The 26,412-nt window shown below is 70.1% G+C and carries 25 protein-coding genes and 3 pseudogenes; 15 read left to right on the forward strand and 13 right to left on the reverse strand.

Translation table 11 applies throughout. The features are described from left to right. Window positions 1–219: 219 nt before the first annotated feature. On the forward strand, window positions 220–711 hold the full coding sequence (locus tag B9S57_RS09365; protein WP_103515060.1) for a MarR family winged helix-turn-helix transcriptional regulator: 492 nt from the start codon (window positions 220–222) through the stop codon (window positions 709–711). 36 nt (window positions 712–747) lie between these two features. Here B9S57_RS09365 and B9S57_RS09370 read toward each other — a convergent pair whose 3' ends face one another. After that, complete coding sequence (locus tag B9S57_RS09370; protein ID WP_103515061.1) at window positions 748–1,935, reverse strand: PP2C family protein-serine/threonine phosphatase; 1,188 nt, start codon at window positions 1,933–1,935, stop codon at window positions 748–750. A gap of 266 nt (window positions 1,936–2,201) precedes the next feature. Here B9S57_RS09370 and B9S57_RS09375 point away from each other — a divergent pair, with 266 nt between their 5' ends. From B9S57_RS09375 to B9S57_RS09385, 3 genes are all read left to right on the forward strand, one after another. Continuing rightward, window positions 2,202–3,089 carry a SigB/SigF/SigG family RNA polymerase sigma factor gene (locus B9S57_RS09375; RefSeq protein ID WP_103515062.1) on the forward strand — a complete coding sequence of 296 codons (888 nt, stop codon included), beginning with the start codon at window positions 2,202–2,204 and terminating at the stop codon, window positions 3,087–3,089. A 412-nt stretch (window positions 3,090–3,501) separates the two neighbouring features. Continuing rightward, entirely contained in the window at window positions 3,502–4,587 is a 1,086-nt protein-coding gene (locus tag B9S57_RS09380) for a zinc-binding dehydrogenase (RefSeq protein WP_103515063.1), read from the forward strand. 582 nt (window positions 4,588–5,169) lie between these two features. Further along, window positions 5,170–5,553: a VOC family protein gene (locus B9S57_RS09385; protein WP_103515064.1), complete on the forward strand. Its 384-nt coding sequence runs from the start codon at window positions 5,170–5,172 to the stop codon at window positions 5,551–5,553. A gap of 110 nt (window positions 5,554–5,663) precedes the next feature. On the opposite strand, the gene B9S57_RS09390 is transcribed toward B9S57_RS09385, so the two are convergent. After that, window positions 5,664–6,095 (reverse strand): hypothetical protein, encoded by a 432-nt coding sequence (locus B9S57_RS09390; RefSeq protein WP_103515065.1) that lies wholly within the window; start codon window positions 6,093–6,095, stop codon window positions 5,664–5,666. A 62-nt stretch (window positions 6,096–6,157) separates the two neighbouring features. On the opposite strand from B9S57_RS09390, the gene B9S57_RS34390 reads away from it, so the two are divergent. From B9S57_RS34390 to B9S57_RS09405, 3 genes are all read left to right on the forward strand, one after another. After that, window positions 6,158–6,334, forward strand: a complete 177-nt coding sequence (locus B9S57_RS34390) for a hypothetical protein (RefSeq protein ID WP_181011290.1) — start codon at window positions 6,158–6,160, stop codon at window positions 6,332–6,334. Between the two features lie 456 nt (window positions 6,335–6,790). Continuing rightward, entirely contained in the window at window positions 6,791–8,575 is a 1,785-nt protein-coding gene (locus tag B9S57_RS09400; RefSeq protein ID WP_103515067.1) for an ABC transporter ATP-binding protein, read from the forward strand. Then, a complete protein-coding gene (locus B9S57_RS09405) occupies window positions 8,572–10,332 on the forward strand; it encodes an ABC transporter ATP-binding protein (protein ID WP_103515068.1) in 1,761 nt (586 codons plus the stop codon). The genes B9S57_RS09400 and B9S57_RS09405 overlap by 4 nt, the downstream gene beginning before the upstream one ends. A 42-nt stretch (window positions 10,333–10,374) precedes the next feature. On the opposite strand, the gene B9S57_RS09410 is transcribed toward B9S57_RS09405, so the two are convergent. Next, a complete protein-coding gene (locus tag B9S57_RS09410) occupies window positions 10,375–11,445 on the reverse strand; it encodes a glycoside hydrolase family 43 protein (protein WP_103515069.1) in 1,071 nt (356 codons plus the stop codon). Between the two features lie 403 nt (window positions 11,446–11,848). Between B9S57_RS09410 and B9S57_RS35325 the strand changes: the two genes are divergently transcribed. After that, the gene (locus B9S57_RS35325) at window positions 11,849–12,166 is read left to right on the forward strand and encodes an RICIN domain-containing protein (protein WP_308457388.1); all 318 of its coding nucleotides are present in this window, start codon (window positions 11,849–11,851) and stop codon (window positions 12,164–12,166) included. A 69-nt stretch (window positions 12,167–12,235) separates the two neighbouring features. On the opposite strand, the pseudogene B9S57_RS09420 reads toward B9S57_RS35325, so the two are convergent. The 3 pseudogenes from B9S57_RS09420 to B9S57_RS09430 form a co-directional block, all read right to left on the reverse strand. Then, window positions 12,236–13,801 (reverse strand): annotated as a pseudogene (locus tag B9S57_RS09420) (glycoside hydrolase family 2 protein); the annotation flags it as partial. Next, window positions 13,774–13,977, reverse strand: a pseudogene (locus B9S57_RS35330) (carbohydrate ABC transporter permease); the annotation flags it as partial. The pseudogenes B9S57_RS09420 and B9S57_RS35330, both read right to left, overlap by 28 nt. A 2-nt stretch (window positions 13,978–13,979) precedes the next feature. Further along, window positions 13,980–14,243 (reverse strand): annotated as a pseudogene (locus B9S57_RS09430) (carbohydrate ABC transporter permease); the annotation flags it as partial. Between the two features lie 243 nt (window positions 14,244–14,486). On the opposite strand from B9S57_RS09430, the gene B9S57_RS09435 reads away from it, so the two are divergent. The 3 genes from B9S57_RS09435 to B9S57_RS09445 all read left to right on the forward strand — a co-directional run bounded on the left by B9S57_RS09435 (window position 14,487) and on the right by B9S57_RS09445 (window position 17,183). Beyond that, a complete protein-coding gene (locus tag B9S57_RS09435) occupies window positions 14,487–15,542 on the forward strand; it encodes a LacI family DNA-binding transcriptional regulator (protein WP_103515286.1) in 1,056 nt (351 codons plus the stop codon). 256 nt (window positions 15,543–15,798) lie between these two features. Continuing rightward, window positions 15,799–16,326 carry a GNAT family N-acetyltransferase gene (locus tag B9S57_RS09440; RefSeq protein WP_103515071.1) on the forward strand — a complete coding sequence of 176 codons (528 nt, stop codon included), beginning with the start codon at window positions 15,799–15,801 and terminating at the stop codon, window positions 16,324–16,326. Between the two features lie 119 nt (window positions 16,327–16,445). Then, window positions 16,446–17,183, forward strand: a complete 738-nt coding sequence (locus B9S57_RS09445) for a VOC family protein (protein ID WP_103515072.1) — start codon at window positions 16,446–16,448, stop codon at window positions 17,181–17,183. A 6-nt stretch (window positions 17,184–17,189) separates the two neighbouring features. Here B9S57_RS09445 and B9S57_RS09450 read toward each other — a convergent pair whose 3' ends face one another. After that, window positions 17,190–18,413 carry a serine hydrolase gene (locus tag B9S57_RS09450; protein ID WP_103515073.1) on the reverse strand — a complete coding sequence of 408 codons (1,224 nt, stop codon included), beginning with the start codon at window positions 18,411–18,413 and terminating at the stop codon, window positions 17,190–17,192. A gap of 730 nt (window positions 18,414–19,143) precedes the next feature. On the opposite strand from B9S57_RS09450, the gene B9S57_RS09455 reads away from it, so the two are divergent. Next, window positions 19,144–19,773, forward strand: a complete 630-nt coding sequence (locus B9S57_RS09455; RefSeq protein WP_103515074.1) for a hypothetical protein — start codon at window positions 19,144–19,146, stop codon at window positions 19,771–19,773. A gap of 27 nt (window positions 19,774–19,800) precedes the next feature. Continuing rightward, window positions 19,801–20,691: an LLM class F420-dependent oxidoreductase gene (locus B9S57_RS09460; RefSeq protein ID WP_103515075.1), complete on the forward strand. Its 891-nt coding sequence runs from the start codon at window positions 19,801–19,803 to the stop codon at window positions 20,689–20,691. A gap of 104 nt (window positions 20,692–20,795) precedes the next feature. On the opposite strand, the gene B9S57_RS09465 is transcribed toward B9S57_RS09460, so the two are convergent. Continuing rightward, window positions 20,796–21,641: a GNAT family N-acetyltransferase gene (locus tag B9S57_RS09465; RefSeq protein WP_103515076.1), complete on the reverse strand. Its 846-nt coding sequence runs from the start codon at window positions 21,639–21,641 to the stop codon at window positions 20,796–20,798. Window positions 21,642–21,972: 331 nt separating this feature from the next. Between B9S57_RS09465 and B9S57_RS09470 the strand changes: the two genes are divergently transcribed. Then, on the forward strand, window positions 21,973–22,623 hold the full coding sequence (locus B9S57_RS09470) for a class I SAM-dependent methyltransferase (protein WP_103515077.1): 651 nt from the start codon (window positions 21,973–21,975) through the stop codon (window positions 22,621–22,623). Here B9S57_RS09470 and B9S57_RS34395 read toward each other — a convergent pair. From B9S57_RS34395 to B9S57_RS34400, 3 genes are all read right to left on the reverse strand, one after another. After that, entirely contained in the window at window positions 22,595–22,810 is a 216-nt protein-coding gene (locus B9S57_RS34395) for a hypothetical protein (protein WP_181011291.1), read from the reverse strand. The genes B9S57_RS09470 and B9S57_RS34395 overlap by 29 nt on opposite strands. 532 nt (window positions 22,811–23,342) lie before the next feature. After that, window positions 23,343–23,861, reverse strand: a complete 519-nt coding sequence (locus B9S57_RS09475; RefSeq protein WP_103515078.1) for a GNAT family N-acetyltransferase — start codon at window positions 23,859–23,861, stop codon at window positions 23,343–23,345. A gap of 251 nt (window positions 23,862–24,112) precedes the next feature. Then, window positions 24,113–24,283 (reverse strand): hypothetical protein, encoded by a 171-nt coding sequence (locus B9S57_RS34400; protein WP_181011292.1) that lies wholly within the window; start codon window positions 24,281–24,283, stop codon window positions 24,113–24,115. 611 nt (window positions 24,284–24,894) lie between these two features. Between B9S57_RS34400 and B9S57_RS09480 the strand changes: the two genes are divergently transcribed. Further along, window positions 24,895–25,416 (forward strand): GNAT family N-acetyltransferase, encoded by a 522-nt coding sequence (locus B9S57_RS09480; protein WP_374935922.1) that lies wholly within the window; start codon window positions 24,895–24,897, stop codon window positions 25,414–25,416. Here the strand turns inward: B9S57_RS09480 and B9S57_RS34035 are convergent. Next, on the reverse strand, window positions 25,308–25,886 hold the full coding sequence (locus B9S57_RS34035; protein ID WP_308457389.1) for a DUF1707 domain-containing protein: 579 nt from the start codon (window positions 25,884–25,886) through the stop codon (window positions 25,308–25,310). The genes B9S57_RS09480 and B9S57_RS34035 overlap by 109 nt on opposite strands. Before the next feature lie 62 nt (window positions 25,887–25,948). Then, a complete protein-coding gene (locus tag B9S57_RS09485; RefSeq protein WP_103515287.1) occupies window positions 25,949–26,332 on the reverse strand; it encodes a helix-turn-helix transcriptional regulator in 384 nt (127 codons plus the stop codon). Between the last annotated feature and the right edge of the window lie 80 nt (window positions 26,333–26,412).

Raw genomic sequence — 26,412 nt, forward strand, 5'->3', positions numbered from 1 at the left:
AACCGTACCCCATGACAACTGTTGTCATGAGGAAACATACTGGAGGCTGGCCGTGAACCCGGACGCCGTTGCGGACGGGGGTACGATATTCGGGGCCACGGACGTGTCCCGGAACCTTTGTCCTGGCTTTCCGTACGAGCGCATCGGATGCCCGGCTCGCTTGCTCGGTCCGGTGGCCAGACGGACGAGTGAGACGATCCGGATCGGAGTGTCATCAACATGGGCCTGAGCCCCGAACCCGACCATCGGTCCCGGGATGCGGCCCGCGAGGGATCCGAGTTCGTCGAACTCCTCGAAGTCCTCTGGGAACACGGCCGCGAGGCGGTCCCGACAGGCCCGGTCTCCCCTTCCCAGCTTCGCGTGCTTTACACGCTGGACCGGGAGGAGGGAATCAACCTGCGGATGCTCGCGGAGGCCCTGGGGTCGGCCTCCCCCTCGGTCAGCAGACTCTGCGACCGCCTGCAGGCCACGGGACTGGTGGAGCGCGCACCGAGCCCGGTGAGCCGCCGGGAGCTGGAGCTCCGGCTGACCAGCCATGGCAAGGCGTACCTCGTCGACCTGCGTATGCGCAGGGAGAAGGTGCTGATGTCCACGATCGACGCGATGCCGGCCAAGGCGCGGCGGTCGCTCCTCGAGGGACTCAGAGCTTTCCGCAATGCGGCCTCGGGGCAGGACAGCGGCGGGGCGAGACCCCTGCGGTCGACCGGATAGTCACCGGTCGACCGGCCGGCCGAGAGCCGGAACGGGTCACTCGGACGTGGCGCCGGTGGAGGGCTGCCGGCCGAACCAGTCCAGGCAGACCACGAGAGCATCGTCGTCCAGCGGCGCCGAGGAACGGTACTCTCGCAGATCGCGCAGCACCGCGAGCGGGACCTGCTCGCACGGCAGCAGGCGGTGAGCGGAGAGCGACCGCCCCAGAGCACGCTCCCCGTAGCGCTCCCCGCCCTCCGACGCACTGTCGTAGACACCGTCACTACCGATCAGCAACCGGTCACCCGGCTCCACGCGCAGGCGCTCCGCGACGTACTCGGTCTCTTCGAACATGCCCAGCGGGAGCTGCGCGTCGAAGTCGACGGACTCCACGTCCCGCCCCCGCAGGCGCCACATGCGGGGGGACCCCGCGTCCACGACCTCCACCTCACCCGTGGCCAGGTCGAAACGGAGCAGCAGGACCGACGCGTGCAGCGCACCACGGTGCTGGGCGTAGACCGCCTGGTCGGCGAGGCTGGCCTGGCCGGGAAGGTCGAGGCCGGCGCGCCGGGCGTTGCGCAGGGCGTTGACGACGAGATTGGTCAACAGTGCTGCCTCCATCCCCTTGCCCATGCCGTTGGTGACGGTGAGCGTGAGGTGGTGGGCCGACACCGACCAGTCGAAGTTGTCACCGAAGATCGCGTACGCCGGTTCGAGATGGGCGCCCAACGAGAATTCGGGCCGGGCCACGGAGCGGCCGGGCAGCAGCTGCCACTGCATCTCCGCGGCGAGCGTCAGCCGCGTGGCGCGGCGCGCGAGGAGATAGAGGTCGGTGTCCCGTTCGGCGACCAGGATCTCGTGGCCGAGGGCTTCGCAGATCTGCTGCATCTCCGCGAGGCCCACCCTGGAACAGCTGGCCTCCGGCCCCGTCACGCTGAGGACGCCGAGCCGGTCGCCCCGGACGGTCACCGGCAGGTGCACGGTCGCCGGGCCGGGTGCGATCCGGGGCTCCACATAGGGTTCCTGGGCGCCGAACGCCCGCCCCTGGGGGCTGTCATGGACGGCCACCGGCTCGGCGAGAGGCACCTCGGACACCACCTGGAGCGTGGTCATGCCGTAGTCGGCGAGCCGCAACTCCACGCTTTCCATGTCGTACTGTCTCCGCAGAGCCGCCGTGACGACGTCGACGAGCAGATGAGGTGCGGCCTTGCGCAGCTCCCGCTCGACGGCAGCGAATCTGTCCACGTGATCCTGTTTCTCATCGTGCCGAGCCGAGACCCGGACCGCCTGAAAGGCCCCGGCCGTCGGCCTCCAGCGTACGGGGCCTGTGCCCGGTCCAGCGCGGCGCGCCCAAGAGGTCGCACCGGTGGCAGGCGCTGCTCATCTTACGATGTCCGGAGACAACTGTTTCCACACAGCAAGAAAAATCGAGGTCATCGCGCATGGGCCACCCGAGGCAGGGCAGGGGCTCGTCACTAGGCGCGTTCAGCACGAGCAAGGGTGGGAACGAAATGACCGCTGAACAGACTGCAGGGACCATATCGACGGACCGGGCGCAGGATACGGGGACCACGCCCGAACGCGTCGGTGAGCTGCCCTGGATCGAGGACACGGGCAAGGTGACGCCGAAGGACGCCCGCGCTCTCTCGACGCTGTTCTTCGAGCAGTTGCAGGTGCTGGAGGAGGGCACGCACGAGTACCAGTACGCGCGCAACACCCTCATCGAGATGAACATCTCCCTGGTCAGATTCGCCGCGCGGCGCTTCCGCAACCGGGGCAGCGGTGACATGGAGGACATCACCCAGGTCGGGACCATCGGCCTCATCAAGGCCATCGACCGGTTCGAACTCTCCCGGGAGGTCGAGTTCGCCACTTTCGCCGTCCCCTACATCGTCGGCGAGATCAAGCGCTTCTTCCGTGACACGACGTGGGCCGTCCACGTCCCCCGGCGGCTGCAGGAACTGCGCGTCGAACTGGCCAAGGCCAAGGACGAGCTCGCCACTGTCCTGGACCGTGACCCGACGGTCAAGGAGCTGGCGGAACACATGGACCTCACCGAGGACGAGGTCATCGAGGGCGTCATCGCGTCGAACGGTTATACGGCCGGTTCCCTGGATCTGCCGACCAGCACCGGCGAGACCACGGGCACGGCGTCGCGCACCTTCGCCGACATCCTGGGCGAGCCCGACTCAGCGATGGAGACGGTGGAGAACCTTCACGCTCTGGCCCCGCTGATGGAGGAGCTCGACGACCGTGAGCGCCGCATCATCGAGATGCGCTTCGGCCAGGAGATGACGCAAGCACAGATCGGCGCCGAACTCGGCGTGTCCCAGATGCACGTGTCCCGCCTTCTCACACGCACGCTCGGGAAGCTCCGTACCGGCATGCTGGCCCAGTAACCGCGGAGTTCACACGCTCCGCCACAGGCGATTCGTCCGAGCCGACTCGGACGAATCGTGGTCCCCGCCCCGCGCCGTCAGGACCACAGAGGTCTGCGGCGTTCCGTCCCGGTTCGGTGTCGCGACGGTGGCGAAGTTCCTCGCGTCCACAGCGTGCACGTCTGTTCGTCTCACACGATTGGCACAGCGCGGACGAGGACGCTGGTGATCAGGACCGAGTTCTCCGTCCGACGACTGGGGCAGCGCGGAATACGGCACGGCGGCGGCCCAGATGCCCCAGATCGCTGGTGATAGAAGCGATGAGGCGGCAGGGACCTCTAGCGAAACGGCACTCACACTGCGGGGAGCCCAGACGCCGGGAGCCGGACCGGTGACCACGGGGTGGACGGGGCTTGCATGAGACCCTGTGCCCATGTCACCGACCTCTCCGTCAGCATCCGTTCCACTGTCATCACCCCTTCCTCGTACTATGCGGGCCGTCGTTATCACCGGCCACGGAGACCTCGATGTGATCAAGGAGCGCGAGGTGCCTATGCCCCGCCCGGGGCCGGGCGAGGTGCTGGTCCAGGTACACGCGGCAGGTTGCAACAACACCGATCTGTGGACCCGCGAAGGCTCCTACGGTGCTGCAGAGGACCCGGATGTCAAGACGGGATGGCTCGGTCCGCTCGACTTCCCGCGCATCCAGGGAGCCGACGTGGCCGGCACAGTAGTGGCCTGCGGCGATGAGGAAGCCACCGGACTCGTCGGGAAGCGGGTGCTGGTGGACCCGGCCGAGTACGACGGTCCGGGACCGGACGCGCGCCCGGCCGACGTGCTCGGGAGCGAGCGGGACGGGGGGTTCGCCGAGTACGTCGTGGTACCGAGCGCACGAGCCCACTCCGTCGAGGGGTCACCCCTCACGGACGTGGAGCTGGCTGCTCTTCCCATCGCCTATGGCACCGCGCTGGGCATGCTCGACCGCGGGGCCGTATCGAAGGGCCACACCGTGCTCGTCACGGGTGCCTCGGGTGGTGTCGGTCTTGCCGCGGTCCAGTTGGCCCGCTCCCGTGGGGCCCGGGTCGTAGCAGTGTGCGGCGGTGACAAGGGGGAGGCCGTCCGCAGCGCGGGTGCCGATGCCGTGGTGGACCGGCGGCGGGGCGAGGTGCTCGCCGACGCGGTCGCGGCAGCACCGGGGGGCTACGACACGGTCATCGACGTCGTTGCCGGCGCAGCCCTCGGCCTCGGATTGCTGAGGGCCGGGGGACGCTGGGTGGTTGCCGGTGCCCTCGCCGGCTGGGCTGTCAACATCGACGTGCGGCGGCTCTACCTCGCCAATCTCTCACTGGTGGGCTCAACCATGCACACACCGCGGATCTTCGACCGCCTGGTGGAGATTGCCCGACGCGGCGACGTCACACCGGTCGTCGCCGCAACCTTCCCACTCGGGCAGGTAGGCGAAGCACAGGCTCAACTCGCCCGGCGCAGCCACGTAGGAAAACTGATCATCGTCCCCTGACCCGAATCCTCGGGCCCAGCCGCCCGAACCGTCCTGGATCGCCCCGGAGCTGGAAACCTCACGCCACAGGGCCCACGACTGACGGACGATCCGGCCCAGGGTCGAAGGGTCTCTGGTGCCCATGGAACATCGGCCCGTCGACGGTCTCGGGGCTGGTGGGCTCGCATGTTGTGGTGTCGCGTGTTCGGGAGCCGCTCGACGAACCGGGCACGGTGAACCGCCCAACCTCTGTCTCAGTCCGAGCTCGGGCGCTGTCGAGACAACTGCGGTGACGATCCGCGACCGCTCCCCAAGATCTGTGCCAGAACCCAAAACTCGTGAACCTCACCCGACCGTGGATCCGGGTGCCTCCCGCACCCATGAACATCCAACGGCGCTACTCCTGAACAGAGCCATATGCATCCTTCCTGCAGCGAAGGGTGAGGGGCCGACGCTCCAGCAGTACCCCTGTGACCCCACCCATGGGTGGGGTCACAGCGTCCACCGCCCCACACGCGGCATCTCCCCACCGCACTCCCGCCCCGAGGCCGGACAGGCACGGACGGCTGGCGTGCGGGCAACGGATCAGGCAGGCTCGCCCCCATGGTCTCGGTGTTGCAGAACGTGGCGATCGATTGTGCGGATGCCTATGAGCTGGCCCGGTTCTGGAGTGAGGTGACCGGCCGTCCGCTGCATCCGGAGGACAGGCCGGGCAGCAGGGAGACCCAGGTGATGCTGGCTGAAGGTCCGATGCTGTACTTCAGCCAAGTACCGGAACCCAAGATCACCAAGAACAGGCTCCACCTGTGCCTGCGCCCCGAGACCTCGCGTGAGGAAGAGGTCGAACGGCTGCTGGGGCTGGGTGCCACCTGGATCGCGGACCGCCGTCATCCTGACGGCTCGGGGTGGGCCGTCCTTGCCGACCCCGAAGGCAATGAGTTCTGCGTCCTGCGCAGCGAGTCGGACCGCGCCGCGATGCCCGCCTGACTCCCGGGGCACGGCGTGGGCCGATGCTTCGACGGGCCGAAGGGCACGGGCGAACCAAGGCCGGTGCGCCGGAAGCTGACGAGGGGCCGAAGTCCCTTTGCCGGGCGCCCTCAGAGCTCGTGGTCCTGTGCCAGGTCCTCCCACCGGATTCCGCGAAGCGCAGGATCGGCGTCCTCGCCCGACGGGACGTCCGGAGCGGACTGGAACCAGGCCACAGCCAGCGTGGAACGGTGCAGGACCGGGTCGAGCTCAGGAGCGACCGCTGTGGACCGGAAGACCCCCACGCAACTCACCGGCGGCAGCACCTCGACAGGTCCGAAGGCTCCGGCGGTACTGTCCGGATACTCACGCGAGGGCTGGACGAGATGGATTGCCGTGAAGGAGAACGCCTTCTCGGCCTGGCTCCGGAGCCCACGGACCTTCATGTCGTTGATGCGTCGGCACGGGTAGCCCTCCAGCATCCCCCCGTAGGTCGACGACATCCGCAGCTCGGTGAGCTCGATCGCGCGACCGGACAGAAGGACTATGTGGCCCAGTGACATGGTCACACCCTATGCACAAGATCCATTCTCGGTACCCGGCCTTAGGGTTCACGGATGCGCATGTGCGCCTCGCGCTCCTCGACTACGTCGTCGTCGCTCACATCGACTGCCCCGGACACCCCGAGTCTGAGGTCCTGGGCCAGGTCGCCGAGGCCTACCGGACGTGCGGGACGGCCCACCAACCACTCCGCGACGGCCAGGTGATCGTGATCGACGGCGAGAGCGCCGAGGTCCGCTGACGGCTCTCACCGGCCTGCCGGGCGGGCCGTGACGGGAGCCGGCCGGTGCAGAACGCCCGGGCGTCCAGGCCCCGCCCCGGTGTGTGAGCCGGAGCGTTCGCGTTCGCGGCCGCTTCCGGAGATCGGGGCGCGTCGGCCGGAAGCCCTGCTCCTCGCGTGCCCTGTCGGGGAAGAGCTCTGGAGCGGCGGACCGTTCCCACCGTACGGTGACGCCATGAGTGATCGCTCCGGAGCACCTGTCGAGGTCGGCGTACCCCTGCTCCGGGCCGTGCTCACCGCAGTGCCGACGCCGGACCGGTTCTGCCGGAACGAGACGACGCACGCGGGGAGGCCTGGCTGCCGGACGGCCGGATTCCGTAGCGGAGCATCGGAGCGGCCCGCGGGCTGTCCGGCCGTCTCCGGTCCCGATGCCCCAGGCTCGCCTGTCCCCCACCCGATCGCACGCAAGGACGACAGATGATCCACGGACCAGACCTGCCCGCGGGTACGCGCCGGGTCCCCTACGACGACCCGGGGCTGCCGGATCACCGGAGTCCCCTGCGGTTCCTGTGGTGGCTGACGAGAAGTCAACGCGGGCGGGTCCTCCTCGGCACCACGTGGGGCAGCGCATGGATGTGTGCGCTCATGCTTCCGCCGTACCTGATGTCGAGGACGATCGATGACGGGCTCAGGGCCCGGGACACCCGGGCCCTGCTCCTCTGGATCAGCGCCGTGGTCGTCACGGGGGCAGGGATCGCGGTCCTCGGCATCCTGCGCCACCGCACCATGACGCTCGTTCGTGTGGACGCGGCCTACCGCACGGTGCAGGTCGTCACACGCCACGTCACCCGCCTGGGATCGGCGATACCCAGGCAGGTGTCCGCCGGTGAGCTCGCGCACCTCCAGGCAGGTGACATCGGCAGGATCGCCCAGACGCTGACCGTCACGGGTCCCGGCGTGGGTGCGGCCGTCGCGTACGTCGCGACGGCCGTCCTGCTGTTCCGGATATCCGCCGTTGTCGCTCTGGTCGTTCTTCTCGGGGTCCCGGCCCTGGCCCTGACGGTCGGCCCCCTGCTGGGGAAGCTGCACGGCGCCGAAAGCCGCTACCGGGAGGATCAGGGCGCCCTGACCGCTCTCGCCGGCGACATGGTGGCCGGCCTGAGTGTCCTCAACGGAATCGGCGGCAAGCCCATGTTCGCCGGACGGTACCGGGAACGCTCGCAGGCCCTGGTGCCCCTCGGATACCGCGTTGCCGCCATGACCAGTTGGGTCCAGGCGCTCACCGCGTGTCTGCCCCTGGTCTTTCTCGCGGTCGTGACGTGGATCAGTGCTCGGATGGCTGCCGCCGGGTCCATCACCGTGGGGGAACTGGTGGCGGTCTACGGATACGTCGCCGCCCTGCTGGTCCCCGTCTCGGCCTTCATCGAAGGGGCGGACGATCTGCCGCGCGGGCTCGTCTCCGCCCGGCGGGTGGTCGACATCCTCGCGCTCGAGCCGGCTCCCGAGGAGCATCGGACCCGACTGCACGCACCGGACTCCCCCAGCCGGCTGCACGACCCCGAGTCGGGCCTGGTGGTGGTTCCCGGGAGGGTGACGGCTCTGGTCGGCACGCGCCCCGAGGAGACGCGCGCAGTGGTGGAACGGCTGGCCGGCTACACCGACTCCGGCGTCTCGTGGGGCGAGACCCAGCTGTCCGACTGGGACCGCACCGCTCTCAGAGCGAACATCCTGCTCGCGGACAACGAGGCGTACGTCTTCGCGGGTTCCCTGCGTTCCGTCGTCTCCGGCGACACAGACCGGTCCGACGAGGAGATCGGGCGGGCGTTGCGTGCCGCCGCCGCGGAGGACATCGTCGAGACGCTGCCCGACGGGCTCGACACCCGCCTGCAGAACCAGGCCCGCAACGTGTCGGGGGGACAGCGTCAACGGCTGCGGCTCTCGCGGGCCCTTCTCGCGGATCCACCGGTGCTCCTGCTGATGGAACCGACATCCGCGCTGGACGCGCACACCGAGGCGACCGTGGCCACCCGCGTGGCGGAGTACCGCCAGGGGCTGACGACCCTGGTCGTCAGTTCGTCGCCGCTCGTGCTCGGCCAGGCGGACGAGGTGGTCCACCTGGTGGACGGGAAGGTGCGGGCGACCGGCACGCATGGCGAACTCCTGGCACGCCACCCCGGATACGCGGCACTGGTCTTCCGCGGCAGCACCGATATCCGTGACGAAGCCGCCGCGGCTCACCAGGGGGAAGGCGGTCCTCGATGAGTCGGTCCCACGAGACCCCGCGCCTGCCGGTCGCCGACGCGCGGACGGCGCGCCGGGCCGCCTGGCAGCTGCTGAAGGACGACCGGGGGGCCATCCGCGGAATCGTGCTGCTGGCCTGTCTTGCCGCACTCGCCGGCGCGACAGGTCCCTGGCTGCTGGGCCTCATCGTCACCGGTGTCGAGGCCGGAGAGATGACCGTGTCCCGGGTCGACGGACTCGCCGCCGCCACTCTGGGTTTCGCTGCCGCCCAGTTGGTCCTCATGCGCGCCGCGCGAGGCCTCTCCCACCGCTTCGGCGAGCGCGCGCTCGCCCGGCTCCGTGAGGAGGTCATCGACCGGAGCCTCGCACTGCCGGGGCGGATCGCCGACGAGGTGGGCACCGGCGATCTGGTCACCCGTTCCACCCTGGACGTCTCCACCGTGGCGGCCACCCTGCGCAACGCGGCCCCGGACATCTTCATCGCCGGTGTCCAGGTCGTGTTCGTCTTCGCCGCGGTCTTCCTTCTGGACCCGCTGCTCGGGCTCTGCTCGGTGGTCGGACTTCCGCTCATATGGGGAGTGAGCCGCTGGTACCTGACGCGCTCCCGTGCGGCCTATCTCGCCGAGGGCGCGGCCGCCGGTGAGGTCTCCGAGATCCTCAACTCCACTGCGCTCGGCGCACGCACCGTCGAGGCCTACGGGCTGCGCGCACACCGGAACCGCGCCCTCGACACGGCCGTGGACGCCACCTACCGCGCCCAGGTGCGCACTCTCTCCCTGCGGACCGTGCTCTACCCGGTCACCGAGTTCGCGCACACCCTGCCCCTGGCGCTCGTCCTCCTCGTGGGCGGACTCCGCCACCTCGATGGGGCGATCCCCCTGGGCACCGTGGTGGCGGGCGGCCTGTACATGTGGCAGCTGGTCGACCCGCTCAACCAGATGCTCGTCTGGGTCGAGCAGCTACAGCGCAGTGGGGCCTCGTTCGCCCGGGTCAAGGGCGTCGGGCTGGTCTCGCGCACCTCCGACGGCCCCGTCCCGGTCCCTGCGGACGACCTCATCGAGGTCAGCGGCGCGGGGTACTCGTACGTTTCCGGACACGAGGTCCTCAAGGACGTGGAGCTGCGGGTACGTCCCGGCGAACGGCTGGCGGTGGTGGGCCGGTCCGGTGCGGGCAAGTCCACCCTCGGCAAGCTGATGTCGGGGGTGGACGCCCCGGACGCCGGTCGCATCCTGGTCGGCGGCGTGCCGGTCGCCGACCTGGCGGCAGCGGGTGAGCTGGGCAACCGGGTCATCCTCATCACCCAGCAGCACCACGTGTTCATGGGCACCCTGCGCGACAACATGACCATGGCCGCGCCCGAGGCCGACGACGAGGCCGTCCTCGCGGCGCTGGCGCTGGTGGAGGCGGACTGGGTGGCCGAGCTGCCGGAGGGCCTGGACAGCCGGCTGGGTTCGGGCGGGATCGAACTGGAGGCCGCGCAGGCGCAGCAGCTCACCCTGGCCCGGGTGCATCTGGCGGATCCGCACACCCTGATCCTGGACGAGGCCACCTCGCTCCTCGACCCGAGGACGGCCCGGCAGGCGGAGCGGGCGATGGTCGCCGTCCGGTCGGACCGCACAGTCGTCTCCATCGCCCACCGGCTCCAGACCGCGCATGACGCCGACCGCGTCGCCGTGATGGAGTCCGGCCGCATCGTCGAACTGGGCACGCACGACGAGCTGGTGGGCGCTGACGGTGTGTACGCGGCGCTCTGGCGGTCGTGGAACGGCGAAGGCTGAGGCTTCGGTGCCCCGCAGGCCGTGGTCTGCGGGGCTCCCGGCCTACTCGAAGAACTTCAGGCTCCAGCCGGTGTCGGTGTGCGCCCCGGGGACGTTGGCCCGGGTGTAGGTGGTGTTGCCCCACCAGGCGAAGGTGCCGGTGTACCAGTACCGGTTCTCCCACGCGTACGGCGTCCCCTTCGGCACCGCGTGGAACATCGACGGGAACGTCGGACCGGCGGGCGGGCTCGTGCCGATGTCTCCCTTGAGCAGGACGAAGCTGTGGTGGCCGGGGCCGTTGACGTTCAGTGTCGGGTCCCAGCCGGACATCATCGTCGCGCGGTTGGAACCGAACAGGCAGCCGTTGGACTTGTACCAGTCCCACACGTACGTCGGGTCGCCGCCTGCGCGCAGCCTGAGGTCGGCCAGGCAGTACTGGTCGCTCCAGCTGCCGTTGGCGGAGTACACGATGTGCAGCTGCCCGTTCGGGTCCTTGATGGGTTCGGGGCCCTCGTTGATGAACGGGTTGCCGACGACGCGCTCCCAGCTCTCCCGGGGCTGTGAGATGAGGTACCGCGCGCCGGTCGGCGTGGTCGGGCTGCTCATCCTGGCGACGTAGAGGTTCTGCTCGACGTTCGTGTCGCCCGCCCAGCCGGACCAGACGAACCAGCGCTGCCCGTTGAAGGTGAACAGGGCTCCGTCGATGGCCCACCTGTCGTCCGGCAGGGCGAGCTTCGTCTCGGCGGTGTACCCGCTGTCCGGGGCCGGGGAGCTGATCACGTACATCCGGTGGGCGGCGCCCCGGCCGGCGGAGAAGTAGATGTAGTAGCGGCCGCCGTCGACGACGATCTCCGGTGCCCAGACCTCGCCGAGGCCACGGGTGTCGGACCAGACCTGCCGGGCGGCGGCCGCGGCCAGCCCGGCCGTCGACGACGCCTGTCGCACGGCGATGCCGCCACCGGTCGACTGCACCGAGACGTAGGTGCTGCCGACCCGCAGCACGCTGGGGTCGGCCGCCCGGAGGCCGGTCTGTTCGGCCCGGGCCGGTTCCGCGTTGGACACGGACATCACCAGGAGAAGGACGCCGGACAGCACGAGGGCCGCGGCAGCGTACAGACAGCGAGAGAGTTTCATGGCCTCGTTCCCGGGTTGGCCGCCGCCGCTTCGACGCCGACGTTTACATCGATGGAAGAGCGCCGTGACATCATCGTTACTGGCCCTGAACATGTCAACTCCTTCGCTGTTCCCCTGCCCTGCCCGCCCGGTTCCGCGGTCCGGCGCCGACGGCTGCGGCTCCGGCCTCCACCCGGTCCGCCGGTGGCCCCTTCCCGCCGCACCGCAGCCAGGCCCCCTCGCCGGCCGGAGCCTCTCGACGAACGGCTTCACGACACGCCACCCCCTCGTTGTCCGGGTGGGGTGCGCCCGAACCGGGCGCTCCACGCCCACCGCCCGTCCCCCACGCAGCATCCGACGAAGCAGGACCGTCCTCGCCAACACGGAGAACGGGACCGGCCCGTGGTACGAGATCGAATCCCCCGTGCAGATCGACGATCCCGGGGTGAACCACTGCCAGAACTACAGCTCGCCCCTGCTTCCGTCGCCCGACGGGGCCCAGGTGCTGCAGATCGCCACGGACTGGGACGGCACCGTGTGCAGGCCCTACTTCGCGTCGGGCCGCACCACAGGGAGCGGTGACGCGGCGGGAGTGGCGGAGGGCGAGGTCCACCGCCTGGTGAACGCGAACAGCGGTCACTGCCTCGATGTGGCCGGTGACTCCCGGGCCGTGAGCGGCAACGTCCAGCAGTGGACGTGCCACGGCCTCCAGCCCCAGATCTGGCGCCTCGAACGGCGCTGAAGCGGGCCGGTCACGGCGGCCGATGAGTGGAGGCCTCCCCGTCGGCGCACGGGGGGCCTCCACTCGTGGCTACGCCGGGCCCGGGTCCTCCTCGATCGCCGCCCGGCGCAGCTGGGCCGCGCGGATGCGGGAGACGTCGAGCTCGGACCCCCGGTCGAAGCGGTAGACGCCGTTCTGCTCCTGGAAGACGTCGGTCAGCTGCGTGTAGCAGTAGCCGAACGTGGCGGGATCCCCGAGCAGTACGCCGGTGAGGCCGGCGAACCGCTCGTGGAACTCGTCCTCGTCCCGGAGGCGTTCGCCGTAGCCCCACGAGGCGGTGCGGTCCTCGCCCGACTGCGCGGCGGCGGCTTCCGGGTCCCACCAGATCCCGCCGAACTCGCTGACGAAGTACGGCTGGCCGCGGTACGGCTGCGAGTAGGCCCCGCCGTTCTCGTAGGCGTTGACGAACGGCTCGTCCTTGGCCAGGCCCGCCATGAGCTGCCGGAAGGCGGCCGGGTCCTGCTCGTAGGAGTGGGCGTCGTAGATGTCGGTCTCGGCGACCCGGTGGGCGTAGCCGGACGCGTCGATCACCGGCCGGGTGGTGTCCATGGCCTTGGTGGCCAGGAACATAGCCCGGGTGACGGAGTCGAGCTGGGTGATGCGGTCGTGCAGCTTCTGGTACGTCTCGTTCAGCGGGCACCAGCCGATGATCGAGGGGTGCGAGTAGTCGCGTTCCACGGCCTCCAGCCACTGGCCGAGGTACGAGGCGTCCGGCTGCTGGTTGTCGCCGGAGGAGCCGCCGGTCTCGCAGCCCCAGTCGCCGAACTCGCCCCAGACCAGATAGCCGAGGCGGTCCGCGTGGTGGAGGAAGCGCTCCTCGAAGACCTTCTGGTGCAGCCGGGCACCGTTGAAGCCGGCCTCCATGGCCAGCTCGATGTCGCGGACGAGCGCCTCGTCGGTCGGCGCCGTCATCAGGCCGTCCGGATACCATCCCTGGTCCAGCACGAGGCGCTGGAAGACGGGGCGCCCGTTGAGGGTGACGGCCTTGCCGCGCAGGCCGACGGCGCGCAGACCGGCGTAGCTCTCCACGCTGTCGAGCACCTCGCCCGCGGCGTCGAGGAGCTGGAGGCGCAGGTCGTAGAGGTGGGGATCCTCGGTGCTCCACTCCCGTCGTCTGGCGGCCGCCACGGGGAGGTGAAGGCGCGGTGCGAGGTCGAGGTCGGCGCGGGCCTCGGCACGGCCGACCTCGCCGTCGCCGTCGCTGAGGACGGCGCGCACGAGGTGGCCGGGCCGGTTGCCGGAGAGCGGCAGTTCGAGGTGGAAGGCAGATCCGGCGAGATCGGGCGTGATCCGGGGGCGCCGGAGGTGGACCTCGGCCACCGGCTCGGCCCAGACGGTCTGCCAGATGCCCGTCACTCGGGTGTAGTTGCAGTCGTGGTTCGCGTACTGGATGGCCTGCTTCCCCCGGGCCTGCGGGCCGGAGCGAGGGTCGCGGGCCCGGACGGTGACGACGACGACGTCGCCGGAGCCCGCGATGTCGCCGAGGTCGGCGGTGAACGGGGTGAAACCGCCCCGATGGCGCGCGACCTCGGTGCCGTCGGCCCATACGGTCGTGTCGTGGTCGACGGCGTGGCCACGTCCTGCTCGCTCTGGAGGGATGTGGCGACGGCCCAGACGAAGGGCAGCAGCCACAGCGCTGCCAGGACGGCCAGTCCGGTGCCGGCCAGGACGCGGGGTGTCCGGCCGTTGCCCAGAAGCAGCGGGGAACCCGCTCCCTCGCGCGGTGGCCGAAGGCGTCTGCGGGCTGCGGGGGCGGTGGCGGTGGCGGACATGGTCAGTCCTCCTTGCGGAAGAAGCGGAGCTGCGCGACGGAGATGATGATCACGAGCGCGAAGAAGAGGTAGGAGACGGCCGAGGCATAGCCCAGGCGGTAGCCGGTGAATCCGACGTCGTAGACGTACTCGAGGATCGGACGGGTGGAGCCGTTCGGTCCGCCCTTGGTGAGGATGTAGATCTGGTCGAACACCTTGAGCGAGGCGAGGATCTGGAGCATGGCCACCAGCACGGTGGCCCTGCGCAGTTGCGGCAGGGTGAGGGCGCTCATGCCGGACCGGCAATGGACCCCGGACCGAGCGGGTCCGCCGCACGCGGCAGATGGTTGGCGCACTGGCCGAAACAGTGCGGTGGCATGCTTTTACATCGATGTACATTGGCTGTAAAGGGTTCGGTACGCACGTCTGTCCGGAAGGACGGCAGGCGAAGGCGAGCCGGGTGGCCTGGTGCGTCCTCCACGGGCCGCTGGACATAGACTCGGCGGCGCACGAGGGAAGGGAGGGGTGTGGTGGCACGGCCCAGGATCAAGGACGTCGCCCGGCACGCGGGCGTGTCCGAGAAGACGGTGTCCAACGTGATCAACGACTACACCCATGTCTCCGAGCGCACCCGGAAAGTGGTCCAGGAGTCCATCGCGCATCTCGGGTACCGGATCAACCTCGCGGGCCGCCATCTGCGCAAGGGCCGCACGGGCATCATCGCCCTCGTCGTGCCCGAGCTCGACGTCCCGTACTTCGCCGAGCTCGCCCGGCATGTGATCCGCGAGGCGGGACAGCGGTCGCTGACGGTGCTGATCCACCAGTCCGGCGCCGACCGGGAGCACGAGATGGCCGCACTGGCAGGCTTCGGCTCCGACTTCGTCGACGGGACCATCCTCAGCCCGCTCGCCCTCACCGCCGACGACCTGCGCGAGCATCCGGGCGCTCCCCCGACCGTCCTCATCGGGGAGTTGCTGGAGGAAGGCGCCGACCATGTCGCCATCGACAACGAGAAGGCGGCACGCGAGGCCACCGAACACCTGATCGCCCTCGATCGTCGCTCGATCCTCGCTGTCGGCGGACGTGACGCCACCGGGCTGGGTACGGCCGAGGCGCGTACCCGTGGCTACCGCGCGGCGCTGGCCGAAGCGGGCATCGCGTACGACCCCTCCGCACTGCTGCCCGTCGAGTCCTTCCGGATGTCCGACGGCGCCGAGGCGGTGGCGGCCGCACTGCACCGGGGAGCCCGGCCCGACGCGCTCCTGTGCTTCAACGACCACCTGGCGCTCGGTGCGTTGCGCACGCTGCACGAGCGCGGCGTCCGCGTCCCCGAGAGCGTCGCCGTGATCGGCTTCGACGACGTGGAGGGCGGCCGGTTCAGCGTTCCGACGCTCAGTACGGTGGCACCGGACAAGGCGGCGGTGGCGAGGACCGCGGTCCAGCTCCTCCAGCACCGCATCGACGAGGCGACGGGCTCCTCCACGAGCGGCGGCGAGGCGGGGTCTGCGGTCCTGTCCCCGCAGGACCGCGTGGTGGCGCACCGGCTGGTCCTGCGGGAGAGCACCGAGGGACCGGCCGGCACCTGACCGCGCACCCCCTCGCCCCGAAGTCCCGGACGGTGGGAACCGGCAGGGTGCACGGGCCGGGCGCATCCACGAGCGCCCGTCGACGACCGGGCGGCGGCGCCCGGATGATCGGGACGCAGCCGGCCGGACGGGATGCGGAACCCCTGGCACAACACCACTTCGGGGCCCCGCGAGCGTGGCGGGCCGGGGTGCGGCCGCATGGGCACCCTCGCGTAGGCTGCACTCTCACCCGACGCATCGTGACGAGGATCAGCCCATGCCCGACAGCACCGCGATCCGTCTGATCGAGCCTGTCGACGCCGCCCCGATAGCGGCCCATCGGGTGCGGGACCTGGAGGCCTTCCGGCCGTGGGAACCGGCCCAGCCGGACGGCTTCTTCACTCCGGAGGGCCAGGAGAAGCGGATCGAAGGCCTCCTTGCAGGGTACCGGGCCGGCACGGTCTGGCCGGGCGTGGTGCTCGCGGACGACGAGGTGATCGGGCAGGTCACCGTGGGCGGCATCCTGCGGCAACCGCACCTGCGGCGCGGCTCCGTCGGCTACTGGATCGCCGGCGTCGCCCAGAATCAGGGGCACGCCGGAAGCGCCCTCGGGCTCGCGCTCCGGGTAATGACGGACGAACTCGGGCTGCACCGCGCCGAGGCATCCACCCATCTGGAGAATCTGCCGTCGCAACGGGTGCTGCGCCGCAACGGGTTCAGCCCGTACGGCGTCGCGCACTCCTCGATCTTCCTGGACGGGAGCTGGCGGGACGGGCTGCTGTGGGAGCGGATCCTCGGCGACTGAGGCTCCTCGACGAAGAAGAGGCCGAGGACGTCCCGACGACGGCGCACGTGGTCGGTGCGGGTGCAAGTGACGCGTCCGATCGTGGCGGACCGGACTGCCGCAGCTCCTAGGATCTGGGCATGGCAACACGACTCGTGCAGATCAACATGAAGGCCCAGGACGACTACGCGCTGGGCCGGTTCTGGGCGGAGGCACTCGGTTGGGGTGTCGACAGCGAGGGCCCCGGCGTCACGAATCTCGAACCCCTGGGTTTCGCCTACCCCGACCCCGTGGCCGTCTGCGTCGACATCGTCGCCCGCCCGGAGCCCAAAACGGTGAAGAACCGGGTGCACATCGATCTGGCCACCACCTCGACCGCCCATCAGGCACAGTTGGTCGCGCGCCTGAAGGATCTCGGTGCGACGCCCGCCGACGTGGGGCAGGGCGACGTCCCCTGGACGGTCCTGGCCGACCCCGAGGGCAACGAGTTCTGCGTCCTGGAGCCGCGCCCGGTCTACCGGGACACCGGGCCGATCGCCGCGGTGGTGGTCGACTGCGCCGACCCACGGGCGATGGCCCGGTTCTGGGACCGGGCGATGGACTGGACGCTGCACGAGGCCACCGACGACCGTGCGGTCATGCGGTCGGCCAAGGGCGTCGGCCCTTTTCTGGAGTTCATCCGCACCCCCGACACCAAGAGCGTGTGGAACCGCGTCCATCTCGATATCTGCCCCTACCCCGGCGACGACCTGGGAGCGGAGGAATCACGGCTGCGTGCCCTGGGGGCCACCGACCCCGGAATCGACCGGTCCGCGATCTCCTGGACGGTCATGGCGGACCCGGAGGGCAACGAGTTCTGTCTTCTCACTCCTCGCTGACCTCGGTCAGCCGATCCGGCGCAGTCCCTCGGCCCTGGTCCGCCTCGGCTCACGGGGCTCCGGGGCCCCGGGGCACAGTGCGTGGTCGATCAGTGAGCCGGCCGCGTTCTCCTGTTCCAGCACGTGCTCCGAGGTGTCGCCGCGCGCCTCGGACATGGAGACCACGGCGCTTCGTCTCCCGTCGCCGGTAACACCGTTGAGGGTGATGTAGCCACCGTCCCCGCCCTCGTGCCCCCAGTAGGTTCCGCCGCAGCTCAGGGGGCGTTCGATCAGGCCCAGACCGTATCGGCCGCCGGGCCAGAACAGTTGGAACTCCGGGCTGACGGGGACGGTATGTTTCATCTCCGCCATCTGCCGGGGCGGCAGGAGGCGTCCCCCGAGCAGAGCGCGGAAGAAGTCGTTCTCGTCCCGCGTGGTCGTGACCCACGAGAAGTGCTCGTGGCCCACCGGTATCTGGTCGGTGACGTCCACCACGGAACCGGGGCCGAAGAGCTGGTAGGCCCTGGAGTGCGGCCGGGGCAGGGAGGGCGATGCTCCCATCCACCGGGTCCGGTCCAGGCCGAGGGGGCCCAGGATCCGGTCCTCGATCTCCGCGTGCGCGGATCGGCCGGTGACCTTCTGGACGACCGTGCCGAGCAGGACGTAGCCGGTGTTGGAGTACTGCCAGCCCTCGCCGGGCGAGAAGTCCGGCGCGTGGGCCATGGCGCGGGCGACCAACTCCTCGGAGCTGTGGACGTCGTGGCGTTGTTCGTCGTACTCCTGTGGCGTGCTGTATCCGGGCAGGTCGTCGTGGAGGCCGCTGGTGTGCTGGAGCAGGTGGCGGATGGTGAGCGATCTGCCGTCGTTGCCGTTGCCCCGCACCACTCCGGGCAGCCAGTGTTCGACCGTGTCGTCCAGCGAAAGGGCGCCCTCGGCCACCAACTGGAGGACCACGGTGGCGACCAGGGTCTTGGCGGTGCTGGCCATGCGGAAGTAGCCGTCGGGAAGGACCGGGCGGCCGGTGTCCAGGTCGGCGGTGCCACTGGTGGCGACCGAATGCCGCCCGTCGGGCGCGATCACGAGGGCCTGTACACCGCTGACACCCAGGGCGTGTATGGCCTCGGTGTCCTCGCGTAACTGTTCCGCCCGGGAGGGCCCGGCGGGCCGGACGGCGGCGGGGGCCATCCCGGCGGCAAGCAGCGTAGCGATCCCGAGTGCCATGCCGAGGTGCTTTCGCAGTGTCGAGGTCATGACTGGACGCTAGTTTCGCGCTCGCCGGGTCGCGATCCTGCGTACCCCCGGAGTCCCGAGGGGGATATCCCCAGGCCGACGCTGGGAGCCCGAACATCAACGGCCCTGGAGTTCCGTCCGTCCGTCCGTCAGGTGGTCCGGGTCACCAAGGGCGGCGACCTGGTCAGGATCCGGCTCTCCAACGCCTACGGCACCTCACCGATGAGCGTCACCGGCGCGGTGATCGCCCGCACCGCACGGGGCGCGGCCGTCGAAGCGGGTTCGGTCCGCCGCCTCACCTTCGGCGGCAGCACATGGGCCGAGATCCCGGCTCACGGCGAACTCCGCAGCGATGCGACCGCACTGCGCCCGAATCGACTGGAGTCGGTCACGGTCACCCTCTACCTCGCGGGGAACACGGGCCTGGCGACCTTCCACTCACAGGACGGGCCGACACCTACCGGACGGACGGCGACCACCGGGCCGATACGGAGGCAAGCGCGTACAGCAGCAGAACGCAGTCCTGGTACTACCTCTCCGGTATCGAAGTGGGCGGTGCACCGAGCGGAACCCCTGCCACAGGATCCGGCCGGCGTACGGGAGATGCCGAATCCGAGGGCGGCATCGTGGTCTTGGGGGACTCCCTCACCGACGGCTTCGGCTCCACCCCCCGCACGAACCGGCATTACTCCGATGTCCTGGCCGAGCTCACCGGGCGGCCGTCGTCAACCAGGGCATCGGCGGCAACCTCGTGCTCAACGACTCGGCCTGGTTCGGCGAGCGGGCCACAGTCCGCTTCGAGCATGACGTGCTGGACCAGAAGGGCATCTCCACGGTCGTCATCCTCCAGGGGGTCGACGACATCGGTTTCAGCGAAGCCGCCAAGGGGCCCCACCCGCCCGTCGCCTACAAGCCGACCCCGGCCGTGTCGTCCCGCCGGCTCACCGCCGGCTACCGCACGCTGATCCAGGCCGCGCACAGCAAGGGCCTCCAGGCAGTCGGCGCAACCCTGTTGCCCTTCAAGGGCTCCGACCACTGGGGTCCGCACGCGGCGCGGGTCAGCAACGAGGTCACCGACTGGATCCGCCACTCGGGCGAGTCCGACGCCCACGTCGACTTCGACCGGGCACTCGCAGCGTCGTCCGCCCCGGACTGTCTCGACCCCTCGTGTGCGAGCGCGGACGCGCTGCGCCCCGATGACGACGGACGGATACCGTGTCATGGCGAACGAAGTGGCCAGGACACGGGGACGCTGAAGCGAAGGCCGACCGCCCTGTGTACCGTGCCGGCCGTCGGCGCCGGGACCGGTCCCCTTGTCCGGGCCCCGCTCCGGTGGACAGAGCACTCCGATGGGATGAACTCCCCGCCGGTCCGGGAATAGCAGGCACGAGGTGCTGTTGACGCCACCATGACTTCTGAGACGCGTGAGACGTTCGGCCGGGTCGGCATCTGGAGCACTGCCCTGCACCCATCGAGGAGAGACCACGCGGGACGGGTGGCGCTGGTGGAAGCGCTCGCCGAACTCGAAGAGCTCAACTACGGCACCCTCTGGATCGGGGGCAGTCCCTCGCCCGCAGACGCCGCCGCCGTCGTCGCGGCCACCCGCACGGTCACCGTGGCCACCGGCATCCTGAGCATCTGGGACCATTCCGCCGAGGAAGTGGCGGCGCGGATCGCCGCGTTCGACACGAGCGAGCGCGGACGGTTCGTCCTCGGCCTGGGCGTCAGCCACGGCCCGATGGTCCCGCAGTACGCGAAGCCGTACAGCGCGATGGTCGCCTACCTCGACGCGCTCGACGACGCGGCTGAGCCCGTGGGCCCGGGGCACCGGGTCCTCGCTGCGCTCGGCCCTAAGATGCTGGAACTCGCGGCGGACAGGGCGCTCGGCGCGCACCCCTACCTCGTCACGGCCGAGCACACCGCGGAGGCGCGCACGGCACTCGGCCCCGACGCACTGCTCGCCCCGGAGCTGTCGGTGGTACTCGACACCGATCCCGACCGCGCCCGCACCACGGCACGGAGCATGCTGGCGATGTACCTGCAGCTGCCCAACTACACCGACAACCTTCTGCGCCTGGGCTTCTCGGAGAGCGACTTCGACGGCGGCGGGAGCGCACGTCTGCTCGACGCCCTCTTCGCCTTGGGCGACGCCGAGCGCATCAAGGCCCGGACCCAGGAGTACCTCGACGCAGGCGCCGACCACGTCGCCCTCCAGGTCCTCACCGCCGAGGAGGGCGGCGGCGGTCTGCCACGGGCCGAATGGCGCGAGCTGGCCGGGGTCTTCGCGGACCTGTTGTAGAGGGATGCCCACCGGCCGCCGTGGCCTCGGTCCCCCGCCGAGACCGCAGCGGCCCGCCCCCGAAGGCCGGGCGCGTAGGCTCCGTCGACAGCGTGGAGATTGCTCTATCCGAGCTCGATGGTGGTCGCGGCGAAGACACCGGCCACATCGATATCAGGAACACCCCTGGTGTACATCCGGGCGCACTCGAAGGTCGGTTCGAGCCCCAGACGCTCCGCCAGCCTGATCGCCGGCGCGTTCACGTCGGGCACGTCGAACGCCACCGGTGCTCCGTTCCTGGATGCGGACAGAGCGTTCAGCAGTGCGAGAGCGACGTCCTCGGAGTCCGCGTAGAGAGGGCCGACGCGTGCGCCCGACCGCGCCGGTCGGACCACCCCGAAGCCGCTCAACTCCCCGTCCCGAAGAGCTACGAGAGCCGTGTGACCGGGCGCTCCGACCCACAGCGAGAGAAAGGCGTCACGCCGCGCCGGGAAGAAGCGGCGGTCGTACGACGCCAGTTCGCCGAAGGGAAGGGATCCGGCGTCGGCCAGGATGATGTCCGCAGGAGGCTCCTCCCTTCCCGGTACTCCCTCGTACCGCACGTGGTTCCAGGCGGTCCGGAATCCGGACGTGTAGTAGTTGTCCTGCTGGTCCACGACACCGTCGAGGCCGATGTTCCGGCCGTCCAGGAGCTTCATGGCCGCCCGCCACGCCCGGATACCGTAACCCTGGCCGCGCACCGGGGGCCGCGCGATGTAGAAGCCGATGAATCCGAAATCGTCTCCGTACCGTACGGCGGAGATGGAGGTGACCGGCTCGCCGTCCAGCCGTCCGAGGAGAAATCCGTGCGGGTCGGCGGCGTGGAAGGGGAGATGGTCCAGCTGCCCGGGGTTCCACTGTTCGTCGTGGGCCCACTCCAGGAACGTCGTCATCTCACGGACGCCGGCGGTCGTGATCTCGTACACTGGCATGTCCCTCTTTCACTCGATTCGGTGACTCACAGGCGGCGGGAACCGTCTCCCGCCCGGCCACGCCCGGTTTCCCGGCCGCGCGGCGCTGCATCGCCGTCGGCTGTCCGCCGTCCCCCTCGCACCGGGCGGACACGGCGATGCGGACCGGCGGACGCTCGGCCGGGCCGAGCCTCCCCGGCCATGCTCCCGTGTCCGCAGGGGCCCTGCCACCACGTCTCGCCGGGGCGAACACCGTGGCCCGGCCCGTCGGCGAGACCGTGTCCGCTCCGCCCTCGCCGGTCCGGCGACCGGCGCCGCGGGTGCGGGGCGCACCGTACTACCCTCCTCGCTCGTGACCGAGCCTTCTTCGCACCTTCTCGCAACGTCCGACGCCTACGACGCCGTTGCTGTCCTCTACGCCGAACTCGTCCGCGACGAACTGGACTCCCTGCCCCTGGACCGCGCGGTGCTCGCCGCGTTCGCCGAGCACGTACGGTGCACCGGCGCGGGGCCCGTGGCCGAACTGGGCTGCGGGCCGGGCCGGGTGACGGCACACCTGCGAGACCTCGGGCTGGACGTCTTCGGCGTCGACCTGTCGCCGGTGATGATCGAACTGGCCCGCACGGCCCACCCGGATCTGCGGTTCGAGGTCGGTTCCATGGACGCCCTGGACATGGAGGACGGCGAGTTGAAGGGCATCGTGTCCTGGTACTCGGTGATCCACGCCCCTCCGCAGGACGTCCGCTCCTACGTCGACGAGTTCCGACGGGTTCTGGCGCCCGGAGGCCATCTCCTGCTCGCCTTCTTCGAGTCGGAGGGTGAGCCGGTCACCGTGTTCGACCACAAGGTGGCGGAAGCCTACCGGTGGCCGATCGACGACCTCACGCACCTGGTCGGGGAAGCCGGGTTCGCCGAGATCGGCCGCATGCTGCGCGAGCCCCGTGAGGGGGAGCGCTTCCGACGGGGACATCTCCTCATGCGCCTCGACGGACCACCCGGATGACCGCGGTGCCCACGGCCGGTGGGCGATGCAGTACTCGCACGAAGCCCAGGCGGTTGACGGGGACGCGAGCCGAGCCGAGCGAGATGAGCTCGCCGTCGCCGAACGTGTCCCCGAGCGGATGAGCGAACAGCTCTCCGACGGACGCGCCGACGTCCGGACGGGTGGGCGGACGAACGGTGATGCTCATCCCGCACCGCACGCCGGACGGCGACGTGGGCCTTGGCCCCCGAGTCGGGCGTCGAGCCCGGGTTTCGCACTCGGTCGACCAGCCCTTTCGCCCCTCGAACTCGCGAATCCCCTCCCTCGCGGCGGACTCTCGAGCCGCCCGAGGTCGGAAGGAGGAACAAGCTCAGCTCCGTCGCCCGTGACGGTACGTCGTGGCGGGGCGGTGACGAGGCGGAGCCAGCTCTCCGCGATGCCGGCGGCGGCCCGCCGCCGCCCGTGCGTCACCGCCCCTCGACGATGCCGGTCCAGCCGTTGCGCCCGGAGCGGGAGGTTCCGCCGTAGGACATGTTGAGGTGTATTCGGGGCTGATGCCCACGGTCCGTGATGCTGGGCAAGAAGTCGTGCCGGTGGATCGGGTCTGGCATGATCGCGCGGTGAGTGACGCGAGGCTGTTGACCGTGGATGCCGTTGGGTCACACGTCCGCGACGAGACCGGTTGCAGAAGTATCCGTAGCGCTGCCGCCGTTGGGGACGCCCTATGCATGTGGGAGCAGCTACGCCCCGCCGCGAAGGTCCCTGCGCATGCAGACGCGTGGCCACCGGTCGAGACCGTGCGCGGCCTCCCTCCGGCGGATGTCCGCCAGCTCGGCCCCGAGTTCGCTGTCGTCGAGCGCGCGGAAGCCGCAGCGCACGTAGTACGGCGCGTTCCAGGTAACGTCGGTGAACGTCGTGAGGGTCAGAGCGGGGACGCCCCCGGCCGCCCCATGATCCGCCAGGCGGTCCAGCAGCGCACGTCCCACCCCACGACGTGCCTGGTCGGGGTGGACCGACACCTGTTCGACGTGGAGGTTCCCGTCGACGTGTTCAGCGATCAGATAGGCCCTGGGGGAATCTGCCGCATCGACGGCGGCCCAGGCCGTTCCGGCCGTCCGGTAGCGGGCCAGTACGTCGACGGGAAGCGGCTCGTCCTCGGCGATCTCGGGCATGCCGATGTCGCGGAAGCACTGACCTGCGGCTCTCTCGATGTCCTGAAGGAGCGGCAACTCGTCGACGTTCACCAGGCGGATGCGCATGGGCCCATTGTCCCGGAGGAGCCGGTCCGGCGTGTACCGGCCCGTGGCCGGGCTCCCCGCAGCGGGAGAGCGCGGCGGGCTCCGCGTCGTCGGACACGCGCGGGACCCATCGGCGGGCTCATCGGCTGTGCTCGGATCCGGCCGGCGTCAGGCCGCCACAGCTGTGCTCGCCGATCGGTCCCGCCGGGCGGGATACCGGCACACCCGTCGCCGGGTGGTCGGAAGCGCCTGTCGCAACCGGATGGCGACGGTCACCGTCGGCCGACACGCCGCCCGTTCGCGATGCCGGCGACATGCAGGGCCAGGAGGACCAGACCGAGCAGCATGACGTTCGTGGAGGCGAAGACGTCGTTCGTCGCTATATCAGCGGCATTGATCAGAAAAGCGATGAAGAACAGTACAGCGGCAGCAATTCCCAGCATGACGTGCTCCTTTGGTTGTTGGAACACATGTGCCCCTACATTCCTGGCTCAGACCTGGATGACGACATCCGTGTCGGAGCGCTTCGCACGGGCTCGTGCGAGGTGCGACCTGCGGTTCGGACACGGTGGGACTGCTGGCTCACCGCGGCCCGGCGCGGGTTGGCCTGGTATCCGGAGCAGGTGTGGCGTACCTGCCGGCCTGTCAGTGGCAGCGCATCGCACAGGAGGAGGCGTTCCCGACCCCCTGCTTCGATGTGCGCCGGCGGAGAAGGACCATCCGGCCCGGGGAGGCACACCTGCGCTCGGCATACGAAGACCGTCGCCTCACTGCAGAACACGTCCGGTCTCATCGCTCCGGTGAACCCCGGGCGTCGCCCCTACCACGCGTGCCCGTTGCTGGTCCCGCATGCCGGGCGTTTCGCGCACGCCCTCATGCATGCCGTGACGGACCCCGGCCTTCGGACGCTGCCACTGGTGGGAAGCGTGGACCAGTGGGCCGACAGCACGAACCTGCTCGACCAGTCGGACGCCGTCCGGGCTACTGTCCGCGCGATCCGGTGACGGCCGAAACGCCTTGCCGTGGCGACGTATCGGTTGCCATGCTCACCACCATGACCACAGTCCGCGGTTCCACCGGCTCCGTCGTCGCTCTCACCCTCAGTGTGCGGGACCTCCTGCCCGAGGACCTGCCCGCATGCTCGTGGTCGGGCTCGGCCACCCACGTGCGCCGGGTGGAGGAGGAGCTGGCGCGCGCTGCTGCCGGGGAGGTGGATTACCTGGCTGTGTGCACTCCGGCGGATCTGCCGGTGGCAATCGGCGGCGTCGACTACAGGGCCTCAGAGGGGGCCGGCACACTGTGGCAGCTCGCCGTGATCCCGGCGCTTCAGTCCTGCGGCCTGGGAACACTGCTGATCCGGTCCGCCGAGCAGAGGATCAGAAGCCGTGGCCTGCTGAGGGCCGAACTCGCGGTGGAGGAGAACAATCCTCGGGCGCATGCGTTGTACCGGCGTCTCGGCTACGTCACCTACGGCCGGAAACCGGATGCCTGGGACGCGGAGGAGCCCGACGGTTCGGTGCGTCGCCACGAGACCATGTGCGTTCTCCTGCGAAAGCACCTCGATCCCGTCGGTTGACAGCGGTGCGAGTGGGCGGCCGATCGCCCGGACGGGCCTACTCGCCCGGATTCCACCTGGGCCGTCTCGACCGCCCAACCGTCGGGGACGACGATCTCGACACCGCCGGCTTGCCCGTCCACCTCGACCTCCACGTCACGCAGCCGGCGATCCGTGGGTGAAGTCGAGCCTGGCGCCGCCGAGTCCGCCTGAGGCCGTGATCCTCTCAGGGACGCCCCAGACGCCGGCCCGCACCGCACCGGCGACTCCCCCTGGACGACCTGCGGCTGGGCCGACGGCATGACGGACGGGCAGCAGTCCGACGCGAGCGGGGCCAGGTCGTCCTGGGTCCTGGCGGTCAGGGCCACCTCCAGCCGCTCGCCCGACTCGTCCAGGTCGATGCGTCGGTCGGCCGCCTCTTCCCGCAACTCCACCACCCCTCCGCGGGTCCGCGTCGGAGGCATGCAGGGGAAGGGGACTTGAGGTCTCATCGCTCATGAAGCGATGACCATCAGGGGCGGCGGCCCCAACGCCCCGGAACTTCGCGCCGAGGTCAGCGCGCGTCCGGAACCCACTCGGCGACCAGGTCCAGCAACCCCGGGAAGCGGGCGTCGAGGTCGTCGACGCGAACGTGGCTGCGGCGCTCCAGCCCGTACTGCCGCTGTCGCGTGACCCCGGCCTCGCGCAAGGCCTTGAAGTGATGCGTGAGCGAGGATTTCGGGCGGTCGAGGCCGAACCATCCGCATGAGTGGTCGAACTGCTCCGACTCCACCAGCAGTCTGCGGACGATACCGAGGCGCAGCGGGTCGCTGAGCGCCCCCAGCACGGTCTCCAGCCTCAGGTCCTCGACCGCCGGCTCGGGCAGGGGGGCCGGCAGATCCGCAGGCTCCGGCAGGATCGCGAAGCCCCGCACCGCAGACGCCGTCGACAACGACATGACCAACTCCTCATCCCGGATGTCCCGCACGAGTCACCTTTTTGTACGAGTTCAATCGTACTGCATGCTAAGTTCGACTT

Source organism: Streptomyces sp. SM10 (assembly GCF_002910915.1).
Taxonomy (GTDB): domain Bacteria; phylum Actinomycetota; class Actinomycetes; order Streptomycetales; family Streptomycetaceae; genus Streptomyces.